At 65.0% G+C, this 16,477-nt stretch carries 12 protein-coding genes; 2 read left to right on the forward strand and 10 right to left on the reverse strand.

Translation table 11 applies throughout. The features are described from left to right. Nucleotides 1–6: 6 nt before the first annotated feature. Nucleotides 7–987, reverse strand: a complete 981-nt coding sequence (locus ACFQU1_RS09475) for a TRAP transporter substrate-binding protein (RefSeq protein ID WP_378131743.1) — start codon at nt 985–987, stop codon at nt 7–9. Nucleotides 988–1,308: 321 nt separating this feature from the next. On the opposite strand from ACFQU1_RS09475, the gene ACFQU1_RS09480 reads away from it, so the two are divergent. Next, the gene (locus ACFQU1_RS09480; RefSeq protein ID WP_378131745.1) at nt 1,309–2,088 is read left to right on the forward strand and encodes a GntR family transcriptional regulator; all 780 of its coding nucleotides are present in this window, start codon (nt 1,309–1,311) and stop codon (nt 2,086–2,088) included. 61 nt (nt 2,089–2,149) lie between these two features. Here ACFQU1_RS09480 and ACFQU1_RS09485 read toward each other — a convergent pair whose 3' ends face one another. Together ACFQU1_RS09485 and ACFQU1_RS09490 are read right to left on the reverse strand one after the other, a co-directional pair. Beyond that, nucleotides 2,150–3,622, reverse strand: coding sequence for an NAD-dependent succinate-semialdehyde dehydrogenase (locus tag ACFQU1_RS09485; RefSeq protein ID WP_378131747.1), 1,473 nt, complete (start codon nt 3,620–3,622; stop codon nt 2,150–2,152). A gap of 9 nt (nt 3,623–3,631) precedes the next feature. Next, the gene (locus tag ACFQU1_RS09490) at nt 3,632–4,855 is read right to left on the reverse strand and encodes an iron-containing alcohol dehydrogenase (protein WP_378131749.1); all 1,224 of its coding nucleotides are present in this window, start codon (nt 4,853–4,855) and stop codon (nt 3,632–3,634) included. Between the two features lie 328 nt (nt 4,856–5,183). Between ACFQU1_RS09490 and ACFQU1_RS09495 the strand changes: the two genes are divergently transcribed. Beyond that, nucleotides 5,184–5,843 carry a FadR/GntR family transcriptional regulator gene (locus tag ACFQU1_RS09495; protein WP_378131751.1) on the forward strand — a complete coding sequence of 220 codons (660 nt, stop codon included), beginning with the start codon at nt 5,184–5,186 and terminating at the stop codon, nt 5,841–5,843. A 198-nt stretch (nt 5,844–6,041) separates the two neighbouring features. Here ACFQU1_RS09495 and ACFQU1_RS09500 read toward each other — a convergent pair whose 3' ends face one another. The 7 genes from ACFQU1_RS09500 to ACFQU1_RS09530 all read right to left on the reverse strand — a co-directional run bounded on the left by ACFQU1_RS09500 (nt 6,042) and on the right by ACFQU1_RS09530 (nt 16,365). After that, nucleotides 6,042–6,902: an ABC transporter ATP-binding protein gene (locus ACFQU1_RS09500; RefSeq protein WP_378131753.1), complete on the reverse strand. Its 861-nt coding sequence runs from the start codon at nt 6,900–6,902 to the stop codon at nt 6,042–6,044. Further along, nucleotides 6,899–7,927: an ABC transporter ATP-binding protein gene (locus ACFQU1_RS09505; RefSeq protein ID WP_378131755.1), complete on the reverse strand. Its 1,029-nt coding sequence runs from the start codon at nt 7,925–7,927 to the stop codon at nt 6,899–6,901. The genes ACFQU1_RS09500 and ACFQU1_RS09505 overlap by 4 nt, the downstream gene beginning before the upstream one ends. A gap of 11 nt (nt 7,928–7,938) precedes the next feature. Next, complete coding sequence (locus tag ACFQU1_RS09510; RefSeq protein ID WP_378131757.1) at nt 7,939–8,832, reverse strand: ABC transporter permease; 894 nt, start codon at nt 8,830–8,832, stop codon at nt 7,939–7,941. Next, a complete protein-coding gene (locus ACFQU1_RS09515; RefSeq protein WP_378131759.1) occupies nt 8,829–9,836 on the reverse strand; it encodes an ABC transporter permease in 1,008 nt (335 codons plus the stop codon). Before ACFQU1_RS09515 ends, ACFQU1_RS09510 begins: the two co-directional genes overlap by 4 nt. 258 nt (nt 9,837–10,094) lie before the next feature. After that, nucleotides 10,095–11,657 carry an ABC transporter substrate-binding protein gene (locus ACFQU1_RS09520; protein ID WP_378131761.1) on the reverse strand — a complete coding sequence of 521 codons (1,563 nt, stop codon included), beginning with the start codon at nt 11,655–11,657 and terminating at the stop codon, nt 10,095–10,097. A 46-nt stretch (nt 11,658–11,703) separates the two neighbouring features. Then, nucleotides 11,704–15,573: a hydantoinase B/oxoprolinase family protein gene (locus ACFQU1_RS09525; RefSeq protein ID WP_378131763.1), complete on the reverse strand. Its 3,870-nt coding sequence runs from the start codon at nt 15,571–15,573 to the stop codon at nt 11,704–11,706. An 18-nt stretch (nt 15,574–15,591) separates the two neighbouring features. Then, nucleotides 15,592–16,365 carry an IclR family transcriptional regulator gene (locus tag ACFQU1_RS09530; protein WP_378131765.1) on the reverse strand — a complete coding sequence of 258 codons (774 nt, stop codon included), beginning with the start codon at nt 16,363–16,365 and terminating at the stop codon, nt 15,592–15,594. Nucleotides 16,366–16,477 lie beyond the last annotated feature (112 nt).

Here is a 16,477-nt window from a genome sequence, read left to right on the forward strand (position 1 = left end):
GCCTGATCACTGCGTGGCGGTGATCTTGTCGACCAGTTCGCTGCCGAACTGATCCGTATAGCCCTTCTTGGCCGGCTCGAAGACGAGCTTCTTGAAGGCTTCGCGGTCGATATCCTGGATGACCTGGACGCCTGCTTCCTCGATGGCCTTGAGGTCATTGGCCGCCTGGTCGCGATTGAGTTGCCGCTGGTAGACCGCCGCCTCATGTGCAGCGTCCAGGACGATCTTTTGCTGCTCGGGCGTGAGATTCTTGAACTTGCGCAGGTTCATCGACACGACGGAGACAGTGTAAGCGTGGTCCGTGAAGGACAGATATTTCTGGACTTCCTGGAACTTGTTGGACCGAATGATATTCAACGGATTTTCCTGGCCGTCGACCGTCCCGGTCTCCAGCGCCATATAGACTTCCGTGAAGGGCATGGGCGTCGGGATGGCGCCGAAGATCTCGAAGGCTTTGACGTGAGCCGGATTGGGCGTCGTGCGGATCTTGAGCCCCTTGAGATCGGCCGGTGTGCGGATCGGGCGCTTGCTGTTGGTGACCTTGCGGAACCCGATCTCCCAGAAGGCCAGTCCCTTCATGCCGCGCTCCTCCAAGTCACCGAGGAGAGAGCGACCGATGTCACCATCCACTACCTTGTAGGCTTGTTCGTAGTTGCGGAAGAGGTAAGGCAGATCGAGCACGTTCAGGCGCGGCGCAAAGCGCGTGTAGAACGGATTACCCGTCTGGCCGATGTCGATCGTTCCGAGCCGCACACCTTCGAGAATTGCGGAATCGTTGCCCAACGTGCCCGCGGCATGCACCTCGACCTTCACTTCACCTTTCGTGCGCTCCTCAACCAGTTTCGCAAAGCGTTCTGCAGCGAGGTGATGGGTATCGCTGGCGGGCTGGGTATGCGCGAAGCGAAGCACCGTCTCCGCATGTGCAGTGCCGATCGTACCGGCCAGGCCAAAGATCATGGCTGCCAGGGCGGCGAAGCTGGTCCGCATAACGTTCCTCCCGATATCACAGATGGCTTATTTTGCTTGTGGCGAGAATTGCATGCGATTAAGGGCCCGTCAACCGCAGCCGCACGGCTGCCGAGAGATCGATTTAATCAACTGATACTCAATGGAAAAACTTGAGAAATAGGCGAAAAATGGCTGGCGCTATCCCTATTTTGGTCCCATGTTGCATGCAGGATCAACGCTATTCGGGTGAGCGACGGACCGACGAGCACATGAGCCGCACGCGACCGCAGGTGATATCGAGGCGGATATCTTTCCACCGGAGATGGTTCACCTCTATCGTGAGGCTCCAGGAGACGACTGATGAGCGACAATGTTCATGTCCTGCCAACGCGCCGAACGACGGCGACCGCACCGGCTGCGGACGCAGGCAGCGGCGCGAAGGGCGCGCAGGTGGCGGAACGCATCAGGGAGATGATCATTCAGGATCTTCTGCCTCCTGGTGCGCCCGTTCGCGAGCGAATGCTCGCCGAGCGGCTGAACGTCTCGCGCACACCGCTGCGTGAGGCGCTCAAGATGCTCGCGACGGAGGGGCTGGTCGAACTTCATCCCAACCGCGGCGCCATCGTTGCCGCTCCGAGCAACGAGGAAGTGAGAGAGCTTCTGCTCCTGCTCGGCGTGCTCGAGGGCTATGCCGCCGAGCTCGCATGTGAACTGATCACGGAAGCCGAGATGCGGGAGATGCGGGCACTGCACTTCGAAATGCTGGCGGATTTTACGCGCGGTGACAGGTTGAGCTATTTTCACCGCAACCAAAGCATTCACATGACGCTGACGAAGGCTTCGCGCAACCGTGCGCTCATCGCCCAGCATCGCATCATCAATGCTCGCGTCTACCGTGCCCGCTATGTCTGCACGCTGCGAACACTGGGCCTTGAAACCGCCATCACAGAGCATGAAGCGATTCTGGCGGCCTTGGAGCGGCGCGACGGCCCGACACTGAATACCATTTTGCGCGGCCACGTGGTTCACGCCTGGGACAAGATGCAGGAGGCGTTGACAGCAGAGGCGGCGGCCACAGCGACGCCGCTCGTCCGCAAGCGCCGCCGATCGGGCGCGGCGCAAGTGCCGCCAACGGACTGAGCCGCACGGCGGCAGTGATAGGCCGCTCCGGGCGTCGCCCGCCCGGAGCGCTGTCCGCCCCTTACCAATTCGTGGCGATATATTTCACTTCCATGAATTCCAACAGGCCGTGATGGGAGCCTTCTCGGCCGAGCCCGCTCTGCTTGACCCCGCCGAAAGGCGCCGCCGGGTCTGAGACGAGGCCGCGGTTGAGTGCCACCATTCCGCTTTCGAGCTTCTCCGAAACCCGCAGCCCACGCGCCAGATCCTGCGTATAGACATAGGCAACGAGACCATATTCCGTCTTGTTGGCGGCGGCGATCGCCTCGTCCTCCCGCTCGAAGGCGAGAATTGGAGCGACAGGGCCGAAGATCTCATCCTCTATCAGCTCGGCATCGACGGGCACATCGACCAGGACCGTCGGGGGATAGAAGAAGCCTTGACCGGACGGCGTCTGGCCGCCCGTCAGCAGGCGCGCGCCCTTCGCGACGGCGCCGGCCACGAGCGAAGCCACCTTGTCCCGGCTCGATGCATTGACCAGCGGCCCGAGCTTGGTCTTGGGGTCGCAGCCCGGCCCCATCGGCAAGGCGCTCATGCGTTCAGCGAGCGCCTTCGAGAACGGCTCGAGAATGCTGCGATGTACATAGAAGCGGTTCGCCGCAGTGCAGGCTTCGCCGCCGTTGCGCATCTTGGCAATCATGGCGCCATCGACGGCAGCGTCGATATCCGCATCCTCGAAGACGATGAACGGCGCATTGCCTCCGAGTTCCATGGAGCAGCTGATGACCTGATCGGCCGCCTCGCGCAGCAGAATGCGCCCGACCTCGGTCGACCCCGTGAAGGAGAGCTTGCGCACCCGCGGATCGTGCAGCATGGCGCTGACCACCGCGCCGGAGCGCCGCGTCGTCACCACATTCACCACGCCATCGGGCACGCCGGCTTCGGCGAGGATCGCCGCAATGGCGAGTGCCGTCAGCGGCGTCTCAGTTGCTGGCTTCAAGATGCAGGTGCACCCGGCGGCGAGCGCCGGGCCGATCTTTCGCGTCGCCATGGCGGCCGGGAAATTCCACGGCGTGACGAGGACCGCAATCCCGATGGGCTGGTGCTGCACGAGGATGCGGTTGGCGCCGCTGGGTGACAGCCCGAGCTCGCCGCCGATGCGCACGGCCTCTTCGGCATACCAGCGGAAGAACTCGGCGGCATAGGCGACCTCGCCCGCCGCGTCGGAAAGGGCTTTGCCGTTCTCGCGGGAGATCAGCTCGGCCAGCTCGCCCGCCTGTTGCGTCATCAGGTCGAAGGCGCGGCGCAGGATCTCGGCGCGCTGGCGCGGCGGCGTTGCCGCCCAGCCCGCGGCGGCCGTATCGGCGGCATCGACAGCGGCAATCCCTTCTTCCACGGTCGCATCGGCAACCGTCGCGATGCAGGCTTCCGTCGAAGGATCGATCACATCGATACGTTTTCCCGAAGCGGATGGCATCCACTGCCCGCCGATAAAAAGCTCGGTGGGAACGGTCGAGACGAGGCCGTTGGGCTCGATTTTGGCTTGGACTGACATGATTGACCCTTAGTTGCGGAGCAGGGCGCGGTTTCCCGAATAGGCGGCGGCCAGGAGTTGCGCCAGGCTGTCACGGGCGAGCGGGCGGGGATTGTTCTTCATGAGGCGTTCGATGCTGAGCGACTGCTCGCAGATCCGGTCGAGATCGGCCTCGCCGACGCCGAGGTCGGCAAGGGTTCGCGGCAAGCCGATCCGCGCAAAGAGCCCGTCGATCGCGTCGATGGCGCGGTGCGACAGGGCCTCGTCGGATCCTGCCTCGTTGATCCCGAACAGGCGGGCGATCTCGGCGAATTCCGCCAAGCAGGCGGGCCGGTTGTACTCCATCACGAAGGGCAGGAGAACGGCGACGCCTACCCCATGGGCCGTATGGGTGAGCGCGCCCACCGGATATTGGATCGCGTGAGCGGCAGCCGTGCCGGACACGCCGAAGGCCTGGCCCGCAAGGAATGATCCCAGCATCACCTGCTCACGCGCCGCAAGATCTTGGCCCTCGGCGACAGCGCGCTCGAGATGCGCGGCGAGGCAGCGGATCGATTCGCGCGCCAGCATCTGGCTGAGGCTATTGCGGCCGACGAAGACATGGTCGAAGGCAAGATCGGACGAAGGCTCACGCGCCAGCGCCGTGAAGGCCTCGATCGCGTGGGTCAGCGCGTCGGCACCGACGGTCGCCGTCAGGGCTGGCGGGCAGGTCAGCGTGAGCTCGGGATCGCAGATCGCCGCATAGGGGATGAGATGGGGGCTTGATATGCCGACCTTCATGGTGCGGGCATCGTCGCCGAGCACCGCAACGGGCGTCGCCTCAGATCCGGTCCCTGCGGTGGTCGGGATGGCGATGACCGGTGGCACGCCGCTCGGCACTTTGAACTCGCCGTAAAGATCCGCGAGCGGCCCTTCGAAAACCAGGCGAACGGCCACCAGCTTTCCGAGATCGATGCAACTGCCGCCACCGACCGCGACGACGACATCTGGTGCGAAGCGCTTCGCGCGGGCGCCGGCCTCCTCAATGCATTGCAGAGGGAGTTCCGGCAGCGTTTCATCATAGATCTCGACGTCCATGCCTGCCTGGCGCAGGCTCTCGGCGAGATCGGACAGCCGCCGGTCCGTGTGGAACCGCGCGTCCGTGCAAAGGAAAACCCGGCGGCCGAGTTCCGCGGCGAGGCGCGGCAACGCATTCCGCTGGCCGGGTCCGAACAGCACGACGCGCGGTGCGCGTAAAACTCCGAAAAGACTCATCTCTTCCCGCTTTCTTTTTTGTCGGACGGAGGACTTCGACCCTCATGCGGCGGCGCCGCATCCTCGAACCGCTCAGGCCTGTCAGCAAGGTCCGATTGGTTGGATTGGTCGCGCCGTGATCGCGAAAGCCCCCAACCAACTCCTGAGCCAACCGACGGCAGGGAAGCCAAGGTTCTTTCCACGCCAATGGTGGCCAACCCTCCCCGTCCTCCGTGCTGTTTGCCGATGGTGCCGGCACTTGCTTCATTGGTTGACCAATTGTATATAATGGTTGCGCATTGTTACGGGCGCGTCAAGCCCCCGAGTGAACCAAACCGCGGAGATCGCCGTGACGAGCTTGAAGGACAAGATGCTTGGCGATATTCGCGGCGGCCTGATGAAGCCGGGCGACCGCTTGCCGACCGAGCGGGCACTCGCCCTGCAGCTCGGCATTTCACGCAGCGCTGTCCGGAAAGATCTCGACGACCTGGAGCGGGCAGGACATATCCGCCGTTGGGTGGGGCGTGGCACCTTCGTGGCCGAGGCGCGCAGTTCCCTTCCCCAGGGCGTATTTGCTGAAATCGACCAGCTCAGCCCCGGCGAGGTGACGCGCGCCCGGCTGCTCTTCGAGCCGCAGGTCGCGGCGCTCGCCGCGGTCGACGCGACGCGGCAAGATCTGCAGAAGATGAAGGATTGCGTCGAACGCAGCGAGGCGGCGACCACTGTGCCCGAGTTCGACTATTGGGACGGCGCCTTCCACCTCGCCATTGCCGATGCCACGCAGAACAATTTCGTGCGCCTCATCTGCAGTCACGTGCAGCGCGTAAGGACGGAGGCCGAATGGGGGCGTCTCAAATTCGTCAGCGTCACCGCGGAACGCAGGCTCCTCTACGAGAAGGACCATCGGGACATTCTGAACGCGCTCCTCGAGCGCGACAGCGACGGCGCGCGGCGTGCAACCGAAATTCACTTGAACCGCGTCGTAGATTTTCTGTTCTCGCGTCAATAGCGCGTTCTGCACCAGAAAGCCGCGGCTTGCGGTGGTCATGATAAGGCCGATGCGGAACCGACGGAGGCACTCACCTCTGCTCGTTTCTCGGCCGGCTATGGCTGCGGAGCGATATGGGCCGTTCAGAACCCACCCCTACCCTATCAAGGGAGAGTACCGCAGACGCGGCGGGCCGCCCAAAAAAGCCGCCGCAGCCGGCTAAGCGTCCACGGAATTGTGGTCGTTCGCCTCTTCGTTGTCCGGGGTTGCCCGGAACGGCGAGCGGTCCGGGTCGGGCTCGGGCATGGCGGCGAGCAGCATGCGTGCATAATCGCTCTGCGGATTCTCGAAGATGGCGTCGCAGGCGCCCTCCTCCACGATCTCGCCGCGATAGATCAGCGCCACGCGGTCGCAGATGTAGCGGATGACGCCCAAGTCGTGGGAGATGAAGAAATAGGTGAGGCCGAGGCGCCCCTGCAGTTCGTGCAGGAGGTTGAGCACCTGCGCCTGCACCGAGACGTCGAGCGCCGAGGTCGGCTCGTCGAGAATGAGGAATTCCGGATTGACGGCGAGCGCCCGGGCGATGCCGATGCGCTGGCGCTGCCCACCGGAGAATTCATGCGGATAGCGGAAGAGGTGCTGTGCGCCGAGGCCGACGAGCGCCAGCAGTTCCTCGACACGCGCGGTGCGCTGGCGGGCATCGAGGCCGAACACATCGGCGTGGATCTCCATGGGTTCGGCGACGATGTCGTGCACGGTCATGCGCGGATTGAGCGACGCATACGGGTCCTGGAAGACGATCTGGATGCGCGAGCGCATGTGCCGCATCGCTGCCGGCGAGAGGCTCGCGAGGTCCGTGCCCTCGTAGAGAATGCGCCCTGACGTGACCGTCTCCAGGCCCAGGATGCAGCGTGTCAGCGTCGTCTTGCCGGAGCCGGATTCGCCGACCAGACCGAAGCTCTCGCCCTTTGCGACGTTCAAGGTAACGTCCTTGAGTGCCGTGAAGCCGGAGCGCTTGCCGAAAAAACCCTTGCCGCGCACCGGGAAGACCTTGGTGAGATGGTCGATTTCGAGCATCATGCCGCCGCATCCGCCGTTGCTTCGGCGCGCACGCAGGCGACGCGGTGGCCGGGCCCGACCATCACCGTCTCGGGGAAGCCCGACGTGCAGCGTGGCTCCGCCAGCGGACAGCGCGGCGCGAACCGGCATCCCGGCGGCGGCGCAAAGAGATTGGGCACGCTGCCGGCAAGCCCGAAGAGGCTGCCGCGCTTCTGGCTCGCCCGCGGCACGGCTTCGAGCAGCGCCCGTGTATAGGGGTGGGTCGGCGACTTGAAGACGGAGCGCGCCGGTCCGGCCTCGACGATATTGCCGGCATACATCACCGCGACATGGCTGCAGAGCTGCGCCACCACGCCGAGGTTGTGCGTGATCATCAGCACGGTGAGCCGGTAGTCCTGCACGAGGTCGTAGACGAGCCGAAGAATCTGCGCCTGCACGGACACGTCGAGCGCCGTCGTCGGCTCGTCGGCGACGAGAAGATCCGGCCGGCCGATCAGCGCCATGGCAATGAGCACGCGCTGGCGCATGCCGCCGGAGAACTGGTGCGGATAATCGTCGATGCGGTCTGCCGCTTCGGGAATGCCGACCTTGTCGAGCATAGCGATGGCGAGGCGCCGTGCTGCGATCCTGCGCTGCCGGCGTGAGGCCGACGGAGAGACGTCCAGAATGGACGGATCGACGGCCCCGGCGTGCAGCGCGACATCGATCATCTGCTCGCTCACCCGGAACACCGGGTTCAGGTTCGTCGTCGGGTCCTGGAAGATCATGCCGATACGGCGCCCCCGCAGGCGCCGCATCTCCTCGTCCGGAACCTGCAGCAGATCCCGGCCGTCGAAATGGATGGAGCCGGCGAGATAGCGTCCGGGCGGCGTCGGCACGAGGCGCGAAACGGACAACCCGGTGAGCGACTTGCCGCAGCCGGTCTCGCCGACGATGCCCCAGATCTCGCCGCGCTCGACCGTGAGATTGATGCCGTTCAGCACATGCGCCTCGCCGTCGAAGCTCCTCATGCTGAGATGGAGATTGCGAATATCGAGCAGCGCCATGGCGGGTTTCCTCAGCGCCGCGCCTTGGGGTCGAGCACGTCGCGCAAGCCGTCCCCCAGGAGGTTGAAGCCGAACACGGCGAGGAAGATGGCGAGCCCCGGGAAGATGGCCATCCACCAGAAATCCGGCATATAGCCGCGCGCGGTGGACAGGAGCGAGCCCCATTCCGGCGTTGGCGGCTTCACGCCGATGCCGATGAAGCCGAGCGAGGCGACGGTGAGAATGGCGAAGCCCATGTCGAGTGACATCTTCACGATGATCGGCGAGATGATATTGGGGATGACATGCCGGCGCAGGATGCGCCCGGTGCCAGCGCCGAGCGCCCGCGCCGCCTGCACGAACATCTCCTCCTTCTTGGCGATGACCTCGCCGCGCACGAGCCGCGCATAGCCCGGCCACCAGGTGAGCGCGATGGCGATGATGGTGTTGAGGAGCCCGGCGCCGAGCGCTGCCGCTACCGCCATGGCGAGGATGAGGCCGGGCAGCGTGAGCTTGAGGTCGCTGAGCCGCATGATGATCTCGTCGACCCAGCCACCGACATAGCCGGCGACGGCGCCGGCGAGCGTGCCGACGGCGGCACCGAGAAGGACGACGGCAACGCCGGCGACGAGCGAAATGCGCGCGCCGGCGAGCGTCAGCGTCAAGACATCCTGGCCGAGCTCGTTGGTGCCGAAGAGATGCGCGAGCGAGGGCGGCTGGAAACGCGCGCCGGTATCGATTGCACCGCTCACCTGCTCCGGATAGGGCACGATAACGGGTGCGGCGATCGCCACGACGAAGAGCGCGAGGACGATAACGAGGCCGGCGATCGACAGCCAGCTCTGCCGGAACCGGTAAAACCCACGGCGCCAAGCCTGCCGGCGGGCGGAAGAACGACCCGCCATCCGTTCGGTGATCGCGCTCATTCGTATCTCACCTTCGGATTGAGGACGCCGTAGAGCAGGTCGACGATGAGATTGGCCAAAACGAAGAGGATGCCGATCATCAAGGTCACGCCCATCACCGGCATGAAATCCTGCGTGATGATGGCCTTCGTCGCATAAAGGCCAATGCCCGGCCAGTCGAACACCGTCTCCACGAGCACGGTGCCGCCGAGCAGCCAACCGAAATAGAGCCCGATCACCGTCAGCGTCGCCGACATGGCGTTCTTCAGAACATATTTGAAGATGATGCGCCGTCGCGAGAGGCCGAGCGCGCGCTCGGTCAGTACGTAATCCTGCTGCAGGACCTCCAGCGTCGTCGCGCGCATCATGCGCATGATGGTGGCGAGTGGCGACAGCGCTGTGGCGATCGCCGGCAGACAAAGATAGGTGAGCGCAAGGCCGAAGGCATGGAGATCGCCGGCGATCAGGCTGTCGACGGTGAGGAAGCCGGTGACGGTCGGCGGCGGTGCCTCGGTCAGGGGAAAGCGCCCACCGAGCGGCAGCCAGCCCATCCACATCGCGAAGCCGAGCTGCAGCAGCAGCCCTAAAAAAAAGCGCGGTATGGAGATGGCGCCGAGCGAGAGCACGCGCGATGTATAGTCCGGCCATCGGTCGCGATAGACGGCTGCCATCAGCCCGGCGGGGATGCCGACGATGATGGCGAAAAGCATGGCGGCAATGACGAGTTCGAGTGTCGCCGGCAGGTAGACCTCGAGATCCTCCATCACCGGCCGGCGCGTATAGATCGACTGCCCCCAATCACCGTGCAGCAGTCCGGTGGCATAGGTCCAGTATTGTACCGGCAAGGGCTTATCGAGACCGAACTCACGGGAGAGATCGGTGATCTCCTTCTGCGTTGCATTGGGGCCGGCGGCGAGCGCCACCGGATCACCCGGCAGGAGCCGGGCAATGGCGAAGATGAGCAGCGACAACCCGATGAGCACGGGTATGAGGAGAATGATGCGCCTCAGCGCAAATCTGAGCATCGCCGTCTCCGGGACGGTCGCGAGGCGACCAATGTCCCTCAATACGTTTCAGCAACTTGCTCTGGTCATCCCGGAACCGAGTGAAGCGAGGTGTCCGGGATCCAGAACCGATGATTGTGCAGATCTAATTTCGCCGTTTGACCACTGGTCGTTCCACATCGCTTCTGGATTCCGGGCCCGCCCCTGCGGGGCGTCCCGGAATGACTGTCGATGAACGTCCTAAGGCCCGTGCCATTCAATGCCTTTGACCTTACCACCTCACCCCAGCGACAGCGGGAAGAGCTCGACCGCATTCGAGGCGACCGGCGTAAAGACGAAGTTCTTCACATCCGTGCGCAGCGCGAGCTTGCGCTCTTCGAGCACGCCGAAGATGTCCGGCGCATCCGCGACGACCGCCTTCTGGAACTCGACGTAGAGCGCCTTGCGCTTGTCCTGGTCGGTCTCGCCGCGTGCCTGCATGATGAGCTCGTCGACCTTCGGATTGGCATAGACCGGGTTTTGCCAGCCGCCGTTGCGCGAGGAATGATAGGCGGCGAAGGCGATATTGTCCGGGTCGCCGTAATTCGCCGTCTGATAGACGGGGAAGAAATCCGGGCAGGTCTCGGGCGAGCGCGCCGCCGCCACCATGTCCGGCCAGATGAGCGGCGTGACATCCAGGTCGATGTTGAGCTTCTTCAGTGCGTCGAGCAGGATGAGGCCGAAACGGCGTTCCTGGTCGAGCCCGGAGACATAGGCCATCTTCAGCTTGAAGCCGCCCTTGGCATATTGCGACTTGGCGAGATGCTCCTTCGCCTTGTCGAGATCGGTGCGATAGACGTCGAGCGAGGGGGCATGGCCGAAGATGCCGTCGGGCAGTGGCCCCACCATCAGCTTGGAATAGCCGTCGGCATCGACCATGGCCTTGTAGTCGAAGGCGTAGGAGACGGCCTTGCGCAGCTCGATATCCATGAGCGGGCCGTGCTTGACGTTCATCTTGATGGAGAAGGTGCGGTATTCGGGCTCGATGATCGAGACGAGGCCCGGCCGGTTCTTCAGCGCGTCCATGTCCTCGCTCTGCAGGTCCACGGCGATATGGGCTTCGCCACGGGCGATCATCAGGCGCTGGCTCGCCGTCTCGCGCACGATCTTCCAGATGGCGCCGGTGAGATTGCCGCCGCCCTGCTTCCAGCCATTGGCGACGCGTTCGAACTCATAAAGATTGCCGGGTTCGGCGCGTTTCACCGTGAAGCCACCTGAAGCGGCGAGATTGGAGCGCAGATAGGTCTGGCCGTCGTCCGAGCCTTTGTTGGCCTCGACCAGTGCCGGATTGACGATCCACACCCAGGGAAGCACCTGCAGGAAGGCCGCGAAGGGCCTCACCAGCTTGACCTTCACCGTCTGCGGATCGACCGCCTGGACGCTCGCCTCGTCCACGGTGCCGGCAATCATCCAGGCATTGCCCTTGTTGAGCCTGAGGAGCCTGTTGAAGGAATAGCGCACCGCGTCCGCCGTCACCGGCGAGCCGTCGTGGAATTTCGCCGCCGGGTCGAGCTTGAATACATACTCCGTGCCGTCCGGCGAGACGGTCCAGGACTGGGCGAGATGCGGCACCGGCTTCGGCGGATTGCCCTCGACCCTGACGAGCGAGTCATAGGTGTTGCGCAGGAGCATGGCCGACGAATAGCCGGTGGCGATATGCGGGTCGAAATTCGGAATGTCCTGATTGCTGGCGATGATCAGGATCTTGCGGGCCGCTGCCTCGCCTGTCGTGCTGACGAGCGACGCGGCCGTGAGCGAGGCTGCCGTGCCGGCCATCATCCGGCGTCTGGTCAATGTGAACATTGCTTTACTCCGCTTCCCTTCTGGATTTCTTTTGCCTTGTTCTCCCTCAGGCCGTGAGCGCCGTTTCGCGCGCAGGCGCCACCTCCCTCGCCAGGCCGTAGTCACGTTGCGCGCCTGCCTCGCTGACGAGCCCGAGACGCATATCCCGTACCACTCTGTCGCGGGTCCGCTCGCGCGGATCGCCATAACCGGCGCCGCCCGCGAGGACCACCTCGACAATGTGATCCGTTCCGGTGACTTCCACCAGATCGCCGGTGCCGCAGTCGTGGATGAGATCACCATCGGGCGTGATCACCCGGCCGCGCGCCGGCGCGCCGGGCATCCCGCCGAAGAGCCCCGGCGTCGGATTGGTGACGCCCTCCGGATAGACGGCGACCAAGGTCGTGAGGCCGTCGTCGTGGAGCTTGCGCACGCTCACCCGCTGGCCAAGGCCGCCGCGGAAACGGCCGGGCCCGCCGGAATCTGTGACATAGGCCTTCTCGATAACGAGAACCGGCACGCGCGCCTCGAATAATTCGATCGAGGTATTGGCCGCCGAGGTCGGCCACAACAGGCCGGATTTGCCGTCGCCTTGGGCCCAGGCGCCCTGCCCGCCGCCCATGAAGAGGAGGTCGGAGTAGGTGCGGCCGGCGCTATCCTGGCCGTAGATATTGCCGACCGCCGGCAGGCCGGTGAAGGCCTGCACCTGGTTGGGGGCTGCCTCCGCCAGCGCCCGGAAGATGTTCGGCGCGATATACCAGCCGGTGCGCGTGCGCAGATTGACGGCCGCCGGCCGGCGCGGATTGAGGATCGAGCCTTCCGGCGCCTTGACGGTAAAGGCTCGATAGCACCCGGCATTGCCGCGCACATTCGGCGTCAGCATGCATTTCAGCGGATAGGTCGCATGCGCGGCGGTATAGTTCAGCGTCGCGTTGAGCCCGCCCTGCGGCGCCTGCGGCGGGGCGCCCTCGAAGTCGATCTCGATGGCGTCGCCTTCGACCGTGAGCTTCAGCGGATAGCGCATCGGCTCGCCGAGCGGGTTGTTCCAGATCTCCGAGCTGTAGACCCCATCGGGAATGGCGGTGATGGCATCGCGCATCGCCTTCTCCGAGCGGCCCTGCACAACGGCGGCAAGCGCCCGCAAGTCCGCCATGCCGTAGTCGCGCATGAAGGACAGCAACCGCTCGGCGCCGATCGCATTGGCGGCGATGAAGGAATGCACATCGCCCAGCACCTGGTCCGGATTGCGCACATTCTCGCGCATCAGGCGGAACAGAGTCTCGTTGGGCCGGCCCTCCTCGAAGAGCTTCATGGGCGGGATCTGGAAGCCTTCCTCGAAGATCTCGCGGGCCTTCAGTGAATCCTTGGTGCCGCCGATATCGGACACATGGCCGACGGTGCCCATCAGGCCGACGACGATACCGTCGCGGAAGACCGGCGTGACGACGGCGATGTCGAAGAGATGACCCGCGCAGAGCCAGGGATCGTTGGTGATGAGCACGTCGCCGGGTTTCAGACACTCTGCCGGGTAACGTTCGAGCAGCGCCTTCACCGCACGCGGCAGGGTGAGGTTGAAGACCGGCATGGCGCGTGGTGAATGCGCCAGGGTCTCGCCCTCGGGGTCGAGCAGCTCGCAGGCGAAGTCCTGCGCTTCCGAGATGACGAGCGAGAAGGCGGTGCGGCAGACCGTGAGCCACATCTCCTCGACGACGGTGATGAGCCGGCTCCACATGATCTCCAGCGCGATCGGATCGGCCTCGATCCGCGCCATCGCCTCGGCGAGCGGCAGGTCCGCCGTGATGCCGGTCTCGACCGCGACCGTGTCGCCGATGGCGATCCTGAGATTGAGGCTTTCATCCACGAGAACCGTGTCGCCCGGCGGCACGATCGTTGTCGCTTCACGTTCTTCGATGATGGCGGGGCCGGCGATGCGGTCGCCCGGCACGAGCGCATAGCGGTCGTAGACCGTCGTCTCGGCATGGCCGCCCTCGAACCAGGCACGCCGCCTGCCCTTCTGCTTCATTGCGGCATCGCCGCCGCCGGCTGCGCCCTTCAAGGAGAGCACGGGGGTCGGCCCGACGCAGCGCACGCGGAAATTGATCGCCTCGAGCCGCGCGCCCTCATAGACTGAGGTGTAGCGGGCGGAATAAACCCGGGTGAAGGCCTCGCGGATCGCGGCCAGGCTCTCGGCGCCGAGCGTGCCGGCCGGCAGCGGCACGGAGATTTCGTGCATCTGGCCGACGAGGCGCATGTCGGCGGTGCGCTCGACGATGACATCGCCCGCCGCGATGCCGGCCTCGCTCAGATGCCGGCGACCCTCGGCTTCGAGCTCCGCGAGCAGGCCGTTGACATCCTCCGCGTTGAAGCCTTCCGAAAATTCCACCGGATGCGAGCGCACCAGCTCGAAGGAAAGCGGCGCGGCGAGAAAGCCGAGCGCTGAGGCAGCGCCCGAGGCCGGCGGCACGATGACTTCGCGCGCGCCGAGCACGCGCGCCACATTGGCCGCATGCGCCGGTCCGGCTCCGCCGAAGCCGACCATGGCGTAGTTGCGCGGGTCCTTGCCCTTCTCCACGATATGGACGCGGGCGGCCGCCGCCATGTTCTCGCCGACCACCTTGTGGATGCCCCAGGCGGTCTCCTCGATGGTGAGGCCGAGCGGCTCGGCGACAGTCGCGACGGCGCAGCGCGCCGCCTCCACGTCGAGGCTCATGCGGCCGCCGAGGAAAAAGCCCGGATCGTAATAGCCGAGCACGAGATTGGCGTCGGTGACGGTCGGCTTCGTCCCACCCATGCCGTAGCAGGCGGGTCCGGGATCGGAGCCCGCCGAATGCGGCCCGACCTTGAGCAAGCCGACCTCGTCGATCGCCGCGATCGAGCCGCCGCCGGCGCCGATCTCGATCATGTCGATGACGGGTGCCTTGATCGGCAGGCCAGAGCCTTTGGTGAAGCGGTGGACGCGCGCTGCCTCGAGCATCGGCGCGATTTCCGTGCGCCCATCCTCGACCATGCAGGCCTTCGCCGTGGTGCCACCCATGTCGAAGGAGATGACATCCTTCTTGCCGGCGAGCGCGCCGAAGAGCGCCGTGGCGAGCCCGCCGCCGGCCGGCCCGGATTCGAGCAGGCGGATGGGGAAAGCGCGCGCCGTCTCGGGCGAGACGAGGCCGCCGGCCGAATGCATCAGCCGAAGCGCCCCGCCGAAGCCGCGCAGCGCCAATTCATGCTGCAGGCGCTTCAGATAGCGGTCCATCAGCGGCTGCACATAGGCATTGGCACAAGTCGTGACGCAGCGCTGATATTCCCAGAGCTCGGCGACGACCTCTGATGAGAGCGACACCGCGAGCTCCGGGAATTCAGCGCGGGCGATCTCGCCGACGGCGCGCTCATGCGCCGGGTTACGGTAGGCGTGGAGGAAGCAGACCGCGACGGCCTCGATGCCTGCGTCACGGAAATGCCTGAGCGTCGCCCGAACCGCCTCGTGATCGAGCGGCTCGACGACATGGCCGTCGCGGTCCATGCGCTCGGGCACTTCCAGCCTCAGATCGCGCGGAACGAGCGGCTCCGGGAAGGCGAGGAAGAGATCGTAGATGTCGTAACGCTGCTCGGTGCCCATTTCGAGCACGTCGCGGAAGCCGTGTGTGGTGATGAGGCCGAGCTTAGCGCCATTGCGCTCGATGATTGCATTGGTGACGAGCGTCGTGCCGTGGACGATCTCGCCCACATCGGCGAGGCGGATGCCGGCCATGTCGACGAGTTCGCCCAGGCCGATCAGCGCTGCCTCGGAGGGATCGTGCGGCGTCGTCAGCCGCTTGTGCAGACGCACGGTTCCTTCGACATCATCATAGAGAATGAAATCGGTGAAGGTGCCGCCGATGTCGAAGCCGATCCGCCAGCGGGATGGCTGCCCTGTCGTCCGTCGCCCTTCACTCGCAGGCTGCATCGTCAGTCCCTCTGTCTGTCAGCGCGCCATCGCGCCCTGAGGATAAAAAAGCGGATCGCCGAGGATCGCGGCGATCTCGCGCGCACCTTGCTGGAGCCGCTCTCGCATCGCCGTCCGCTCAGACGTTTCAATAGTTGCGACGGGAAAGGTGACGCAGAGGCTCACCTCTTCGCTCGTTTCCGGATCGCCAACCGCCACCGCGATGCCGCCGACGCCGCGGTTCGCCTCGTCGTCTGCCTCCGCATAGCCATCGCGACGCACCCCGTTGAGGCGAACGAGAAGATCATCGAGCGTCTGCGGCGCGTTTTTCGAGGGCGGATCGAGGGGGGTGGGATAGAGCGCACGCACGGCCTCGTCATCGAGCCGTGCGAGGAGCGTGCGCCCGGTAGCGCAGGCGAAGGCCTGCAGGCGCTCGCCCACCGTGCTCGCGACGCGCAGCACATTGGTGCCGGTGTGATCGGACAGGGCCAGCACCTCCCAGCCGAGCCGGGCGCTGACATAGGTGGTGTGGCCAAACTCGGCCGTGATCTCGGAGACGACCGCGTCGGCGCGCGACCGCAGCGTCGAGCTGCGGCGAGCGATCTGCGCGGCCTCCACCAGCAGGATGCCCGGCCGATAACGCTTCGAATTGCCTACGGTATCAAGAAAACCGACCTCGCGCATGCTGCGCAGGAGCCGCGATACGTTGCTTTTCGGAAGCGACAGCAAGGCCGCCGCCTCGGTCACGGTGACTTCGTGACGATCGGGCGAGAAGCACTTCAGCACATTGGCCGCGCCGACCAGAATGCTCATACGACCAACCAGTTGTTCCAAAAAATGGAACTTGTGTTGCGATATCAGCAACCATACGATGCACGCAACCGCCAGGCAAGCGCCGGCTGCGACGCAATGGAAGGAGCGAGCG

The sequence above is a fragment of the Chelatococcus sp. GCM10030263 genome (genome assembly GCF_042666455.1).
Classification (GTDB): Bacteria; Pseudomonadota; Alphaproteobacteria; order Rhizobiales; family Beijerinckiaceae; genus Chelatococcus.

Coding starts and splice junctions, on each gene's coding strand:
- ACFQU1_RS09510 (WP_378131757.1), bottom strand. CDS start 8,832: ATGAGCGCGATCACCGAACGGATGGCGGGTCGTTCTTCCGCCCGCCGG.
- ACFQU1_RS09515 (WP_378131759.1), bottom strand. CDS start 9,836: ATGCTCAGATTTGCGCTGAGGCGCATCATTCTCCTCATACCCGTGCTC.
- ACFQU1_RS09520 (WP_378131761.1), bottom strand. CDS start 11,657: ATGTTCACATTGACCAGACGCCGGATGATGGCCGGCACGGCAGCCTCG.
- ACFQU1_RS09500 (WP_378131753.1), bottom strand. CDS start 6,902: ATGATGCTCGAAATCGACCATCTCACCAAGGTCTTCCCGGTGCGCGGC.
- ACFQU1_RS09475 (WP_378131743.1), bottom strand. CDS start 987: ATGCGGACCAGCTTCGCCGCCCTGGCAGCCATGATCTTTGGCCTGGCC.
- ACFQU1_RS09485 (WP_378131747.1), bottom strand. CDS start 3,622: ATGTCAGTCCAAGCCAAAATCGAGCCCAACGGCCTCGTCTCGACCGTT.
- ACFQU1_RS09480 (WP_378131745.1), top strand. CDS start 1,309: ATGAGCGACAATGTTCATGTCCTGCCAACGCGCCGAACGACGGCGACC.
- ACFQU1_RS09525 (WP_378131763.1), bottom strand. CDS start 15,573: ATGCAGCCTGCGAGTGAAGGGCGACGGACGACAGGGCAGCCATCCCGC.
- ACFQU1_RS09530 (WP_378131765.1), bottom strand. CDS start 16,365: ATGAGCATTCTGGTCGGCGCGGCCAATGTGCTGAAGTGCTTCTCGCCC.
- ACFQU1_RS09490 (WP_378131749.1), bottom strand. CDS start 4,855: ATGAGTCTTTTCGGAGTTTTACGCGCACCGCGCGTCGTGCTGTTCGGA.
- ACFQU1_RS09505 (WP_378131755.1), bottom strand. CDS start 7,927: ATGGCGCTGCTCGATATTCGCAATCTCCATCTCAGCATGAGGAGCTTC.